Origin of the sequence: Nonomuraea marmarensis (assembly GCF_043197025.1) — a bacterium.
Classification (GTDB): domain Bacteria; phylum Actinomycetota; class Actinomycetes; order Streptosporangiales; family Streptosporangiaceae; genus Nonomuraea; species Nonomuraea marmarensis.
Genome location: NZ_JBICRM010000046.1, coordinates 1 through 13,025, shown reverse-complemented (window position 1 = coordinate 13,025; position 13,025 = coordinate 1). Strand labels below are relative to the sequence as shown.

Annotated in this window: 13 protein-coding genes; 5 read left to right on the top strand and 8 right to left on the bottom strand. The window is 71.3% G+C overall.

The window, feature by feature from the left end:
• Positions 1 to 43: 43 nt before the first annotated feature.
• Positions 44 to 850: a PaaX family transcriptional regulator gene (locus tag ACFLIM_RS44625; RefSeq protein WP_393175893.1), complete on the bottom strand. Its 807-nt coding sequence runs from the start codon at positions 848 to 850 to the stop codon at positions 44 to 46.
• Between the two features lie 178 nt (positions 851 to 1,028).
• Between ACFLIM_RS44625 and ACFLIM_RS44620 the strand changes: the two genes are divergently transcribed.
• Genes ACFLIM_RS44620 through ACFLIM_RS44600 form a run of 5 tightly spaced genes read left to right on the top strand, consistent with a single transcriptional unit; the run spans position 1,029 to position 5,525 of the window.
• Positions 1,029 to 2,231 (top strand): ABC transporter substrate-binding protein, encoded by a 1,203-nt coding sequence (locus ACFLIM_RS44620; protein ID WP_393175891.1) that lies wholly within the window; start codon positions 1,029 to 1,031, stop codon positions 2,229 to 2,231.
• Between the two features lie 3 nt (positions 2,232 to 2,234).
• Positions 2,235 to 2,990, top strand: coding sequence for an ABC transporter ATP-binding protein (locus ACFLIM_RS44615; protein ID WP_393175889.1), 756 nt, complete (start codon positions 2,235 to 2,237; stop codon positions 2,988 to 2,990).
• Positions 2,987 to 3,646 (top strand): ABC transporter ATP-binding protein, encoded by a 660-nt coding sequence (locus tag ACFLIM_RS44610; protein ID WP_393175887.1) that lies wholly within the window; start codon positions 2,987 to 2,989, stop codon positions 3,644 to 3,646. The genes ACFLIM_RS44615 and ACFLIM_RS44610 overlap by 4 nt, the downstream gene beginning before the upstream one ends.
• Complete coding sequence (locus ACFLIM_RS44605) at positions 3,643 to 4,503, top strand: branched-chain amino acid ABC transporter permease (RefSeq protein ID WP_393175885.1); 861 nt, start codon at positions 3,643 to 3,645, stop codon at positions 4,501 to 4,503. Before ACFLIM_RS44610 ends, ACFLIM_RS44605 begins: the two co-directional genes overlap by 4 nt.
• On the top strand, positions 4,500 to 5,525 hold the full coding sequence (locus ACFLIM_RS44600) for a branched-chain amino acid ABC transporter permease (RefSeq protein ID WP_393175883.1): 1,026 nt from the start codon (positions 4,500 to 4,502) through the stop codon (positions 5,523 to 5,525). Before ACFLIM_RS44605 ends, ACFLIM_RS44600 begins: the two co-directional genes overlap by 4 nt.
• Here ACFLIM_RS44600 and add read toward each other — a convergent pair.
• The 7 genes from add to ACFLIM_RS44565 are packed head-to-tail and all read right to left on the bottom strand — an operon-like array spanning position 5,425 to position 12,581.
• Complete coding sequence (gene add, locus ACFLIM_RS44595) at positions 5,425 to 6,396, bottom strand: adenosine deaminase (RefSeq protein ID WP_393175881.1); 972 nt, start codon at positions 6,394 to 6,396, stop codon at positions 5,425 to 5,427. The genes ACFLIM_RS44600 and add overlap by 101 nt on opposite strands.
• Positions 6,397 to 6,398: 2 nt before the next feature.
• On the bottom strand, positions 6,399 to 7,163 hold the full coding sequence (locus ACFLIM_RS44590) for a nucleoside phosphorylase (protein WP_393175879.1): 765 nt from the start codon (positions 7,161 to 7,163) through the stop codon (positions 6,399 to 6,401).
• 24 nt (positions 7,164 to 7,187) lie between these two features.
• Positions 7,188 to 8,105, bottom strand: coding sequence for an ABC transporter permease (locus tag ACFLIM_RS44585; RefSeq protein ID WP_393175877.1), 918 nt, complete (start codon positions 8,103 to 8,105; stop codon positions 7,188 to 7,190).
• Complete coding sequence (locus ACFLIM_RS44580; RefSeq protein ID WP_393175875.1) at positions 8,105 to 9,175, bottom strand: ABC transporter permease; 1,071 nt, start codon at positions 9,173 to 9,175, stop codon at positions 8,105 to 8,107. Before ACFLIM_RS44580 ends, ACFLIM_RS44585 begins: the two co-directional genes overlap by 1 nt.
• Positions 9,172 to 10,698 carry an ABC transporter ATP-binding protein gene (locus ACFLIM_RS44575; RefSeq protein ID WP_393175873.1) on the bottom strand — a complete coding sequence of 509 codons (1,527 nt, stop codon included), beginning with the start codon at positions 10,696 to 10,698 and terminating at the stop codon, positions 9,172 to 9,174. The genes ACFLIM_RS44580 and ACFLIM_RS44575 overlap by 4 nt, the downstream gene beginning before the upstream one ends.
• Positions 10,695 to 11,756, bottom strand: a complete 1,062-nt coding sequence (locus tag ACFLIM_RS44570) for a BMP family lipoprotein (RefSeq protein WP_393175871.1) — start codon at positions 11,754 to 11,756, stop codon at positions 10,695 to 10,697. The genes ACFLIM_RS44575 and ACFLIM_RS44570 overlap by 4 nt, the downstream gene beginning before the upstream one ends.
• A gap of 21 nt (positions 11,757 to 11,777) precedes the next feature.
• Complete coding sequence (locus tag ACFLIM_RS44565; protein ID WP_393175869.1) at positions 11,778 to 12,581, bottom strand: GntR family transcriptional regulator; 804 nt, start codon at positions 12,579 to 12,581, stop codon at positions 11,778 to 11,780.
• Positions 12,582 to 13,025 lie beyond the last annotated feature (444 nt).

Sequence of the window (13,025 nt, the reverse complement as noted above, 5' to 3'; positions counted from 1 at the left end):
ACGCGTCGCTCATGGCTCAAGTTAGGCCACGATGCGATTGCTGTCACCGTTCTGCCCAAGTTTGATCGGGAACCGTGTCCAGGAGCCGCTCCGCGACCCGCGCCGCCTCAGGCCTGAACCGCTCGTGCAGCGTGTGGCAGACCCGCTGCGCCTTCTCCGCCGGCCAGTCGTCCGGCAGGTAACGCAGCGGGAGTCGCGGATCGGTCCTGATGATCTGCAGCCAGCCGGTGAGCAGCGTCAGCGAGCGGGCCAGGTCGTCGGGCGCGTCGGGCGCGGGATCGGCCTGGTCCCAGCGCCGCAGGAACGCCCGGTAACGCTCGCCCAGCCCGGCCAGGTCGTACGCGTCCCCGACCAGGGCGTGCATGTCGGTGGGGCACCGGGGCTCGGCGGCGAAGACCTTCACGTTCGCGCCGAGGTCCTCGATCACCCCGGCGGCGTCCACCTCGCCTGGAGCGATCCACAACCCGTTCTGCAACGGCCCGAACCCGGCCCAGATCAGCCTCGACCGCAGCTCGTGCCGCTGCCGCTGCCACGACTCGGGCAACGAGAAGCCGACCAGTGTCCACCGGTCCCCGTCCGCGTCGTTGACGACGCCGCTGTGCCAGATGCGCCGCTCGCCGTCCTTGAGCACCTCGGTGCTGGTCGGGGTGAGCCCGAAGTACATGCGGCGGCCCGAGCGCTGGCGGCGCAGCAGCCCGCGGTGGACCATCCGGGTCAGCGTCGAGCGGGTCGCCTCCTCCGAGATCCCGACCTTGGCGAAGGCCTCGATGAAGCTTCTCGAGGACACGCAGAGCCCGCGGCCGTATACGTGATCTCCGAGAAAGGTCAGAATCACTGACTGAGGCCGCATCTATCGCCCTCCCGGATATTAGGCACTCTATTGACAGCCGTAATGTACCTGCCTACGTTCGGGGTCACGCGAGGGAGCGCCGCCGCCTGGACTGAGGAGCGGCGGGAGCGAAGCGACCAGAGCGACGAGGGAAGGCGGCGGCTCCATAGCGACCGAGCCGCCTCACGCAGTGAGGCAAATGAACGCGGAGGTCCTGATGCGCAGGTTGCTCCCGTCCCTGGTCTGTCTGGTGCTCGCCGTGGCCGCGTGCGGCGGAGGCGACACGGGCGGCGGCGCCCAGGACAACATCAAAGTGGGCCTCATCGTCTCCCTGACCGGTAACTACACGCCGCTGGGCAGCGAGGACAAGAAGGCCGTCGAGCTGGCGGTCGAGCAGGTCAACGCGGCGGGCGGGCTGCTGGGCCGCAAGGTGGAGCTGGTCACCCGCGACGACAAGACCGCTCCCGACCAGGGCATCGTGGCCTACAACCAGATCAAGGGCGACATCGACGCGCTGATCGGCCCGGTGTTCTCCAACTCCGCGCTCGCGGTCGAGCCGCTCGCGCAGCGCGACAAGATGCCGTACCTGTCGCTGGCCCCGGCCCAGGAGCAGGTCGAGCCGATCAAGTCGTACATCTTCGTCACCCCGGCCCTGTCCAGCATGTACGCCGAGCGCTACCTGCAGTACATCCAGGCCGAGGGCATCAAGACGGTCGCGGTGGCCTGGGACTCCAAGAGCGCCTATTCGGTCTCAGGGCACAAGGCCATGGTCGCGCTCGCCCCGAAGTACAACGTCAAGATCGCCATCGACGAGCCGTACGAGACCACGACCTCCGACTTCAGCCCGGCGTTCCAGCACGTGCGCGACTCCGACGCCGAGGCCCTGGTGTTCTGGGGCTCGGGCGCGCCCGGCGTGACGGCCGCCAAGCAGTACGTGGCCTCCGGGCTCAAGACGCCGCTGTTCCTGACCGCGTCGCAGGCCAGCAAGTTGTGGCTGGAGCCGATGGGCGCCGCCGCCGAGGGCATGACGGTGCAGAGCGCCATCGGCGTCGTCGGCGACCACCTGCCCGACGGCAAGCAGAAGCAGGTCATCGAGCAGATGGCCAAGCCGTACCAGCAGAAGCACGGCTACCCGCCGCCGCAGTTCGCGCAGGACGGCTACAGCGCCAGCCTGCTGCTGTTCGAGGCGATCAGGAAAGCCAACAGCACCGACAAGACCAAGATCCAGCAGGCACTGGAGACCATGGACCTGATCACGCCGAACGGCCGCTTCCGCTACTCCCCCACCGACCATTCCGGGCTCTCACCCGAGTTCATCTCGGTCAACACGGTGCAGAAGGGCCAGTTCGTCCCCACCGACTGGGCCCAGGAGCAGCTCACGAAGACCGTCACCGCGGGGTAACGCGTGCTGACGGTCTCCGGGGTCTCCCGCTCCTTCGGGGGCGTCTACGCCGTCCGCGACGTCTCGCTGAACGTCGCGGACGGCGAAGTCTGCGGCATCATCGGGCCGAACGGGGCCGGCAAGTCCACGCTGTTCAACCTGATCACCGGGCATCTGACGGCCGAGCACGGCCAGATCTCCTTCCTCGGGCACCGGGTGGACCGGCTCGCGCCGCACCGGCGGGCCCGGCTGGGCATGTCGATCGTGTTCCAGGCGGCCAGGGTCTTCCGCGGCATGACCGTGCGGGAGAACGTCATGGTCGGGCTGCACGGGCGTACCCGGGCGGGATTCGTCTCGGCGGCGTTGCGGCTGCCGCGGCACCGGCGCGACGAGCGCGAGATCGCGGCGGAGGCCGGGGTCGCGCTGGAGCGGGTGGGGCTGGCCGAGTGGGCAGACCGGCCCGCCGACCGGCTGCCGATCGGCCAGCAGCGGGCGCTCCAGCTCGCCCGCGCCCTGTGCGCGCGGCCCCGGCTGCTGCTGCTCGACGAGCCCGCCTCCGGGCTGCGCGGCCAGGAGCGCGAGCGGCTCGCGACGCTGGTCGAGGAGTTGCGCGCGGGCGGGCTGACGATCCTGCTCATCGAGCACGACGTCGCGTTCGTGACCCGGCTGGCCGACCGCGTCGTGGTGCTGGACCTGGGGCAGGTCATCGCCGACGGCTCGCCCGCCGAGGTGCGGGCCGACCCGCTGGTGCTCGCCGCCTATCTCGGACAGGCCACATGATCGACGTCAAGGACCTGGTGGTCTCGTACGGCACCGCGACCGCGCTCGAACACGTCACGCTCACGGTACGGCCGGGCGAGATGGTCGCGCTGCTCGGCCCGAACGGCGCGGGCAAGTCGACCCTCGCGAACACCCTCGCGGGCCTGCTGAAACCCGCCTCGGGAACGGTGTCGGTAGACGGCAGGTTGGCGCTGATCCCGGAGGGCCGCCAGCTATTTCCGGATTTATCCGTCGCCGACAACCTGGCGCTCGGCGGCTGGCGCTCGGGCCGGCGGGACCCTTCCTTCGTGTACGACCTGCTGCCCCGGCTGGCCGAGCTGGCGCGGCGGCAGGCGGGCGTGTTGTCGGGCGGTGAGCAGCAGATGGTGGCGTTCGGGCGGGCCATGATGTCGCGTCCTTCCGTGCTCGTGGTGGACGAGCTGTCCCTGGGCCTGGCGCCGAACGTGACCGCCGACCTGGCCGAGCACCTGGTGGAGCTGAACCGATCGCAGGGGCTGACCGTGCTGCTCATCGAGCAGAACGCTCGATTGGCTTTCGACCTGTGCCAGCGGGCTTATGTCCTGGAATCCGGGCGGCTGGTGACCGAGGGCGAGTGCGCGGACCTGGCCGACGACCCGCGCGTGGCCAGCGCGTACCTGGGCGGGGCGATCACATGAGCGCGTTCCTCACCTACCTGCTCAACGGACTGGCAGTCGGATGTGCGATCGCGCTCATCGCCAGCGGTCTTGTCACCATCCACCGGGTCACCGGCGTGGTGAACTTCGCGCAGGGCACGTTCGCCGTGATCGCGGGGTTGTGCACGTCCTCGCTGCTCGCGCTCGGGTTCCCGCACGGGCTGAGCGAGGTGGCCGCCGCCCTGGTCGCGGCGCTCGCGGGCCTGCTGACCGGCCTGGCCGCCATCGGCAAGCGGGACACGACTCTGCTGTCATCCCTGATCATCACGCTCGGGGTCGGCGTCTTGGCCTACGCGGTCGAGATCGTCCTGTGGGGCGACCAGCCACGCTCGGCCCCCGGCCTGGCGGGCTCGGTGACGCTGGCCGGGGCGCGGATCCAGACACAGCACCTGCTGGTCATCGGCGTGACGGCGGCCACGTTCGTCCTGCTCGCGCTCTTCTTCGGGCGCACCTACCTGGGCAAGGCGCTGACGGCGTGCGCCTCCAACCCGTACGCCGCCCGCGTGGTCGGCATCGACACCCGGCTGATGGGACTCCTGGCGTTCGCGCTGGGCGGGCTGCTCGGCGGCATCGCGGGGGTGCTGGTGACGCCGCTGCGGCCGATCTCGTTCGACACCGACGTCACGCTCATCGTGAACGGCTTCGCCGCGGCCGTCTTCGGCGCCCTCACCCGGCCGGTGATCACCCTGGTCGGCGCGCTGCTGCTGGGCGTGGCCGAGACCATGGCCGCCGGGTACGGCTACGGGTCCCACCAGCTGGAGGTGGCGCTGGGTCTCATGATCGTCGTGATGATCGCGCAGGCCAGCCGCCGCTCGGCCATCTCGCAGGAGTCCACATGATCAGGCTCGTGGCCGGGCTGCTGGTCGCCGCCGCGACGCTGGTGTTGCCGGCGGTGCTGGACGACAGCGCGCTGGCCGTGTACATCCTGCTCGGGCTGGCCGCCATGGTCACGGTCGGGGTGTCGCTGCTCATGGGGTACGCCGGGCAGGTCTCCCTGGGCCAGGGCGCCTTCTACGCCATCGGCGCCTACACCGCCGCGCTGCTCGCGCTGAACGGCGTGCCACCGCTGGCCGGGCTGGTCGCCGCGCCCGTGGTGGCGGCCCTGTCCGCGCTGGTGATCGGCGTCCCGCTGTTGCGGCTGCGGGGGCACCATCTGGCGTTCGCGACGCTGGCCATGCAGCTCATCCTGCTCTCGCTGGCCGGGCAACTCGAGATCACCGGCGGGGACATCGGGTTGCAGGCGATCCCGCAGTTCAGTGTGGGGTCGTTCGAGGCGGGCGGGGCTTCCGCGTACGCGTACCTGACCTGGGCGGGGCTGGCGCTGGTGATGCTGGTGACGCGCAATGTCATTATTTCCCGCCCTGGACGCGCGCTGCGCGCCCTGGCCACCAGCGAGACCGCCGCCGCCTCGTCGGGGATCCCGGTCGGGCGGTACAAGCTGGTCGTCTTCGCGCTGTCGGCGGCGTTCGCGGGGCTCGCCGGCGGCATCTACTGCTTCTACACCGGGTACGTGGCGCCCGGCTCGTTCCCGGTGCTGATCTCGATCCAGTACATCGTCATGGCCGTCGTCGGGGGCCTGGGCACGATCTGGGGGGCCGTGGTCGGGGCGACCGCGATCACGTTGCTGGTGCAGGCACTGAACAGCCTGGCCGCGCTGCCGGGCATGCCCACGTACGCGCCGAGCGTGTTGTCGTATGCCGTCTACGCGCTCGTACTCATCCTGGTCGTGTTGTTCCTGCCGCACGGGCTGCTGCCCGCCGTCACGAAGCGAGCCGGCGGCGCAGACCCGCCCGCACATCGTCCGGGCAGAACGCGACCTCCACCGAGGTGGCCGCGATCCGGTCGAGCGAGCCGGGACTGAGCCCGCCCTCCGACAGCAGGCGCGACACCTCCTCGCCGAGCCGCACCCCGGTCGTGACCGGGTCGTCGTCGCCGAGCACCACGCGGCACCCCGCCGCGAGGAACCGGTGCACCGGATGCCCGGCGAGGTCGTTCGCCGCTCCGGTGAGCACGTTCGACGTCGGGCACACCTCGAAGCACACCCCCTCGTCCGCGCACCACGCCAGCAGGGCGAGGTCGTCGGCCGCCCGGCTGCCGTGCCCGATGCGCGTGACACCGAGCGACTCCACGGCCTGCCGGACCGCCGGCGCGGCGGAGGCCTCCGCGGCGTGCGCCGTCAGACCGAGGCCCGCGGCGCGGGCCATGGCGAAGGCGTCCTTGTACGGTTCGAGCGCCGGGTACAGCAACTCGTCCCCGGCCACGTCAAGGCCGACGACACCCTGCCCGGCCAGCGCGCAGGCGGCGCGGGCCACCTCGTCGTTAGCCGGCGCCGGCTCGTGCCGCAGCAGGCAGGCGATCACCCCGGCCGGAACGCCCGTCGCGGCGCTGCCGTCGGCGACGCCCTCGCAGACGGCACGCAACACCTCGCGGATCGGGCGGCCGAGCCCCGCGTGGGTGCTCGGCCCGACCCGGAACTCCACGAACGCGCACCCGTCGGCCGCGGCGTCCTCCACCGCCTCCCTGGCGACCCGTGCGAGCCCGTCCAGGCCCGCCAGAACGGGATAGGCGGCGGCCACGTGCGCCAGGAAGACGGTCAGGTCGGCTCGCTCCCGCATGCGCAGGGCCGCGTCCCATCCGCCGGGCGGCTCCGGCAGTCCGGCCTCGCGGGCCAGCTCGGCGGCCGTCGCGGGCCGTACGCATCCTTCGAGATGGGTGTGCAGGTTGACCAGCATGCCTACAGCCCCAGCCGGTGCACGGCTTCGAGCGCCACCTCGATGCTGTGGTCCCATCCGGTCGCCAGGCGGTCGTTGTGCGCGCCGTACACGACGTCGCCGGTCACCAGGTTGCCGGAGACCGCGCACACCATGCCCGCGCGCAGTCCGCGCAGCCTGGCCACGACGAACATGGCCGAGCTCTCCATCTCGACGTTGGCCAGCCCCATGGACGACAACTTCGCGATCCACTCCGGGGACTCCGCGTAGAAGGCGTCGTCGGTCGCGTTGATACCGGTATGCGCCGTGAACCCGCGCTCCTCGCCCAGCTCGGCGGCTACCTTGGCGAGCATGACGGTCAGCTCCAGGTCGGGCACGGCGGGGTAGGCGGGCGGCACGTACGCCGCGGTGGTGCCGTCGTTGCGGTAGGACCCCTCGCTGACCACGAGATCCCCCACGCCGATGTGCGGTTGGAGCGCCGCCGTGCTGCCCACCCGGATGAAGACCTTGGCGCCGGCCCTGGCCAGTTCCTCCACCCCGATGGCCGTCGACGGGCAGCCCATGCCGCTGGAGCAGGCGGTGATCTTCCGGCCCTTGTAGTAGCCGTTGACCGTGCGGTACTCACGTTTGTGCGCCACCTCGGTCACGTCGTCGAGCCGGTCGGCGATCAGCTGGACGCGGAAGGGATCGCCGGGCATGAGGACCACCTCGCTGATCTCACCGGGCGCCACTCCGACGTGGTATTGCGGCCCGGTGACACCGACAGCCGACTTATCCACTGTTTCCATTTATGTGGTTCCTTTCAGGGGGATTCACTCAGCGCCCGGCCGGTAGGGCCGGCCGACCGCGGCGGGGCCGTGCACGCCACGGCTGAAGACGACGAGCACCAGGATCGTCGCGACGTACGGGATCATGTCGAGGATCTGCAGGTCCACCGCGTCCTGCGGGAGCCGGATGACCAGCGCCCCGGCGAGACCGAAGAAGAGCGCGGCCGCCATACTGCGCAGGGGCCGCCAGCCGCCGAGGATGACCGCCGCGAGCGCCATGAAGCCGCGCCCGGCCGTCATGTTGGCGGAGAAGCCGCTGAGCAGCCCCAGGGACAGGTAGGCGCCCGCGACGCCGCAGAGCGCGCCGGACGCCGCGACCGCCGCGTACCGCAGGGGCAACACCCGGACACCCGCCGCCTCCAGGACCCGCGGCGCCTCGCCGGACGCGCGCAGCCGCAGCCCGGCCACCGTGCGGACCAGGAACCACCCGATCACCAGGGCGCACAGCGGCCCGGCCCACACGAACCACTGCTGGCCGAACAGCGCCGGTCCCAGCACTGGTATGTCGTGCAGCAGCGGGACGGGCGAGCTGCCGAAACCGGTCACCTGCGGCGAACTGCCCGGGCTGCCGAACACCTGGGGGAGCAGATAGCTCGTCCCGCCGAGCGCGAGCAGGTTGACGGCCGTTCCCGAGATGATCTGCTCGGCGCCGAACCGGATGCTCGCCACGGCGTGCAGCGACGCGAGCAGCACCCCCGCCACCACGGCGAGCAGCAGCCCGGCCCAGGCGCTGCCGGTGAGGTGGGCGCCGAGCACGCCGAAGAACGCGCCGGTGAGCATCAGCCCTTCGAGGCCGATGTTGACCACCCCGGCGCGTTCGCACAGGATCCCGCCGAGGGCGGCGAAGATCAGCGGGGTTGCGAACCGAAGGGCCGACGCGAGGAGTTCGGTCACTTCGAGCATCAGCGTGCGCCTTCCACGACGGGTCCGGCCGCGAGGGAGCGCCGCGAACGCCTGCGTACCCCCAGGGTCTGGACCGTGACCAGCAGCAGGACGACCCCGACGAGCACCTCCGTCAGGTGCGCCGAGATTCCCACGTCGAACTGCATCTGCTGGCCGCCGGCGGCCAGCGCGCCGAGCACCAGCCCGCCCACGACGCAACCGATCGGATGGTTGCGGCCCAGCAGCGCGGCACCGATGCCGAGAAAGCCGAGGTTGGTGACGAACGGCACGGTCATGTGCCCGTACGTGCCCATCACCTCGCCCGCGCCGGCCAGACCGGCGAAGGCTCCGCCCGCGCCGAGCGCGGTGATCGCGGCCATGGTCGGGGAGGCTCCGGCGTACTTCGCCGCCCGCGGAGCCAGGCCCGACACGCGCAGCTCCAGTCCCTGCGCGGTACGCCACAGCAGCAGCGTCGCGACGACGACGGCGGCCAGGGCGACGAGCAGTCCCCAGTGCGCGCCTCCGAGACCAGCACCGAGCAGTGGCAGCGCGTTCGACGGCCGGATCGCGGATGACCCGGGCACCTGCCCGTGATCGGACAGCGGATGCAGCAGCAACCAGGTGGACAGGTCCGTCACGATGAAGTTCAGCATGATCGTGGTGACCACTTCGTGCGCGCCGAACCTGGCCTTCAGGAATCCCGCGAGGGCTCCGGTGAGGCCGCCTGCCAGCGCGCCGAGCAGCAGGACCGCCACCGGGCCGAGCCCCGCGGGCAGCCCGAGCGCGACGCCCGCCCAGGCCGCCGCCGTGGCTCCGGCGGCGAACTGCCCGTCTCCCCCGATGTTGAACAGCCCGCCCCTGAAGGCGAACGCGACGGCCAGGCCGGTGAGGATGAGCGGCGTGGCGTTCTGCAGCGTACGCCCGAACGCCTGCGGTGAGCCGAAGGCGCCCAGCAGCAGCGAGCGGTAACCGATGAGCGGATCCACGCCGGAGGCCGCCATGATGGCCGAGCCGATGAGGAGGCTGACCGCCAGTGCCGCGACGGGCACCAGCGCGGACCGCCAGGCCATCCGGGCACGCGAGCCGTTCACGAGGCGGTCCCGGTCGGCACGGCGTCGGCCATCAGCAGTCCGAGCCGCTCGTCCCCGGCCTCACCGCGGGCCAGCTCGCCCACGATCCGGCCGCCGGACATCACCAGGATGCGATCGCTCAACGCCTTGACCTCGTCCAGGTCGAGGCTGATCAGCAGGACCGCGCGGCCGCGGCCGCGGGCGTCGAGGAGCCGCTGGTGCAGGGCCCGGCCCGCGGTGACGTCGACCCCGCGGGTGGGCTGGCTGACGACCAGCACCGCGGGATCGTCGGCCAACTCCCGGCCCACGAGCAGCTTCTGCTGGTTGCCGCCGGACAACACGCGGACCGGCCGTTCGACGTCCGGGGGGCGTACGTCGCTCTCCTCGACCAGCCGGCGGGCCCGCTCCCTCATCCTGCGCCGGGAGAGCAGCCCGCCACGGCGCAGCCCGGCGCGGCGCTGCCTGCGCAGCACCGCGTTCTCGTACAACGGCAGGTCCGCGACGAGCCCTTCTGCGCCGCGGTCCTCGGGGACGTAGCCGAGCCCGGCCTCGGTGCGGGCGCGTACCCCGAGACGGGTGACGTCGACGCCGCCGAGCCTGACGGTCCCCGCCGCGATCGGGCGCAGGCCGGCGATGGCTTCGGCCAGTTCGGACTGCCCGTTGCCGTCCACGCCCGCGATGCCCACGATCTCGCCGCCGTGGACGGCGAGATCGACGTCGCGCAGCCGCCCGGCCCGGTCGCGCAGGCCGCGCAGCTCCAGCAGCGGCAGCTCGGAGCGTTCCACCATGGGCACGTCGAACCCGAGCTCCGTCTCCCTCCCCACCATCAGCCTGGCGAGCTCCGCCGGGCCGGTCCGGGCGGTGGCGACGGTACGGACCACGCGGCCGTCGCGGATCACCGTGATCCGCCCGGTCACCGCGAGCAGTTCGCGTAGCTTGTGGGAGATGAGGACCACCGACATGCCCTCGTTGGCCATCCCGTGGACCACGGCGAAGAGGCTGGCGCTCTCCTGCGGGGTGAGCACGGCCGTCGGCTCGTCCAGGATGAGGATCCTGGCTCCCCGGTAGAGCGCCCGCAGGATCTCCACCCGCTGCCGGGCCGCGACCCCCAGGCCGGCGACTCTGGCGTCGGGGTCCACGTCTAGCCCGAACCGCCGGGAGATCTCGATGACGGCCTCCCGCGCGCGGGCCCGGTCGAGCAGGCCCGCGCTGGCCGGCTCGGCGCCCAGGACCAGGTTCTCCACCACCGTGAAGGCCGGGATGAGCATGAAGTGCTGGTGGACCATGCCGATCCCGTGGGCCAGCGCGGCGGCGGGGTCGCCGATCTCGACCGCGCTCCCGTCGATCTCGACGTGGCCCGCGTCCGGGCGTACCAGGCCGTACAGGATGTTCATCAGCGTGGACTTGCCCGCGCCGTTCTCCCCGAGCAGCCCCAGCACCTCGCCCGCGCGCACGTCCAGGTCGATCCCGGCGTTGGCGAGAACCGGCCCGAACGCCTTGGTGATGCCGGTCATCCGGAGCGCGGCGGGGCGGTCCGCCGTCACGGCGTGCCGACCGCGGCACGGGTGGTGGCGACCTTCAGCGAACCACCGGCGATCTTCTTGCGCGCGTCCTCGACAGCCTGCTTGACGTCGGCGGGCACCAGGGCGTCGAACTTGCCGTACGGGGCGAGCGCGATGCCCCCGTCGGACAGGCCGAACGACTGGGTGCCGGCCTTCCAGCCGCCCTTCGCCTGCGCCTCGATGGTCGTCGCCACGGCGGTGTCGACCCGTTTGAGGACGGAGGTCAGGATGGGCGCGTTCGGGTTGGTGGCCGCCTGGTCGACGTTCACGCCGATGGCGAAGAACTTCTCGTCCTGGGCGACCTTGAACAGCCCGTCCCCGCTGGCGCCCGCGGCGTGGTAAATGACGTCCGCGCCCTTGGACCGCATGTTCCTGGCGATCTCGCCCGCGGTGCCGGGGTCGCTGAACGCCTTGGTGGTCGTGCCGACGTACTGGAAGAGCACCTCGCAGTCGGCGCAGGCCGACTTCACGCCCTGCTCGAAGCCGGCGCCGAACTTCTCGATGAGCGGCGACTCCTGCCCGCCGATGAAGCCGACGGCCTTGTTCGCCGGATCGGTGTAGTCGGTCTTCCGCTGGGTCATCGACCCGGCCAGGACTCCGGCGAGATAGGAGCCCTCTTCCTCGCGGAAGACCAGCGAGGCGACGTTCGGCGCGTCCACGGTAGCGTCGATGATCCCGAAATGGGTGTCCGGGTAGCGCTTGGCCGCGGCGGTGATCGGGTCCTGGAAGGTGAAGCCGATGCCGAAGACCGGCTGGGCGCCGTTCTGGGCCAGTTGGTCGAGGTTGTTGGCGTAGTCGGCGGGGGTCTGCGGCACGACGACCCGGCCCTTGACGCCCAGCTTCCGCTCGGCGGCCTGCAGGCCGGTGCTGGCCAGGTCATTGAAGCCGTGGTCGCCGAGGCCGCCGATGTCGGTGATCACACCGGGAGTGATCCCCTTTGCCGAGGTGGAGCCGGTGCCTGAGGTGCCGGAGGCGCCGCACGCGGTGCACAGGGTGAGGGTGGCGGCGGTGAGGAGGACTGCGGGGCGGGGGATCTTCATGGTCGGCTCCGGGGATCAGGCTCACAGGGACGAGGTCTGGACGACGGTGAGATGGCCGGCTTGCTGGGCGATGAGGTGTTTGGCGACGTAGATGGGCCGGCTGCCGAGCAGCACGGTCTGGGACAACACGAGGACGGGACTGGTGCTGCCCACGCCGAAGGAGTGGGCCCGCTCCGATCCGGCGTTGCTCACCGAGACGTCGCACACGCCCGGGCCGAGCTTGGCGCCCACGTGCTCGGTGAGGACGGTCAGCATGCTCACCGGGTCGGCGTGCCTGGCCTCGAGCGCACCCGCCAGGCCCGGGTCCGCGGCGTCGAGGGCCGGACCGGACGGCACCCATTCCTGGGTCAGGGCGATGGGCTCGTCGTCCCGCGTCACGACGCTCTCCCACATGAGCACGTCGCCGTCTGCGTCCAGTTGCAGGCCGCGCAGGGTGAAGTCGGTGCTGCTCTCCAGGGCGGCCTTGCGGCGGGTGACGGGGTGAGCGGGTCCGGAGGCGGCGAGCATGCGCTCGATCGGCTGCAGTTGCTCCAGCCCGATGGCCGGCAACACGTCGATGACGAAGCGGCCGACTCCGCGGCGGTTCCGGATCAGGCCGTCCTCCTCCAGGAGGATCAGCGCCTCGCGCATGACCGTACGGCTCACCGCGTAGGCCGCGCTCAGCTCCGGCTCAGAGGGCAGCAACTGCCCCGGCTCCAGCACGCCCGAGCGGATCGCCCTGGCGATCTCGCTGTACACGGCGACACGCAACGGCAGGTCCCGCCGGTACGCCAGGGGGCGGGCGAACGTCGAGGCGGGCACGGACGGCCCGGGACGAGGGGTCATGGGGGTCTCCAAACGGGGGTCGGATGATGTCTGACATCATCCGATGCACGCCATCATCCACACCTGGTTCCGGGCGGTCAATAACCAAAGGGGTGATTAACCGGAATTCAATGACCTCGTAACAGCACGCCCGAGGGCCACGGCCTCCGACCACCCGCCCGCCGAAGGCGCTGCGCGCACAGACCACTCGGAGGCGGACTTCCAGCACCGCACCGGCAACGGCGTGCCGTACCTGATCAACGGCAACTCCGCCAAGACGCCGTCGACCGCGCCCGGCGAGGGCGGCGCCAACATCCGCAGACTCGTACCTTTACAGATCTGATATGAAACGGCCCGTCAAGGCTTTGCAGCCACACCGGCCCGAATGCTGATGGTTTGGTGCCGTTTTTCCTGTGTGTCCTCCTGGCCTATGAGCAGGAGAGATCGACCTGACGGGTCAAGACG

Bases quoted from the DNA above. Each gene is read 5' to 3' on its own strand.
- ACFLIM_RS44625 (WP_393175893.1), bottom strand. From the start codon at position 850: ATGCGGCCTCAGTCAGTGATTCTGACCTTTCTCGGAGATCACGTATAC.
- ACFLIM_RS44620 (WP_393175891.1), top strand. From the start codon at position 1,029: ATGAACGCGGAGGTCCTGATGCGCAGGTTGCTCCCGTCCCTGGTCTGT.
- ACFLIM_RS44610 (WP_393175887.1), top strand. From the start codon at position 2,987: ATGATCGACGTCAAGGACCTGGTGGTCTCGTACGGCACCGCGACCGCG.
- ACFLIM_RS44605 (WP_393175885.1), top strand. From the start codon at position 3,643: ATGAGCGCGTTCCTCACCTACCTGCTCAACGGACTGGCAGTCGGATGT.
- ACFLIM_RS44600 (WP_393175883.1), top strand. From the start codon at position 4,500: ATGATCAGGCTCGTGGCCGGGCTGCTGGTCGCCGCCGCGACGCTGGTG.
- add (WP_393175881.1), bottom strand. From the start codon at position 6,396: ATGCTGGTCAACCTGCACACCCATCTCGAAGGATGCGTACGGCCCGCG.
- ACFLIM_RS44590 (WP_393175879.1), bottom strand. From the start codon at position 7,163: ATGGAAACAGTGGATAAGTCGGCTGTCGGTGTCACCGGGCCGCAATAC.
- ACFLIM_RS44585 (WP_393175877.1), bottom strand. From the start codon at position 8,105: ATGCTCGAAGTGACCGAACTCCTCGCGTCGGCCCTTCGGTTCGCAACC.
- ACFLIM_RS44570 (WP_393175871.1), bottom strand. From the start codon at position 11,756: ATGAAGATCCCCCGCCCCGCAGTCCTCCTCACCGCCGCCACCCTCACC.
- ACFLIM_RS44565 (WP_393175869.1), bottom strand. From the start codon at position 12,581: ATGACCCCTCGTCCCGGGCCGTCCGTGCCCGCCTCGACGTTCGCCCGC.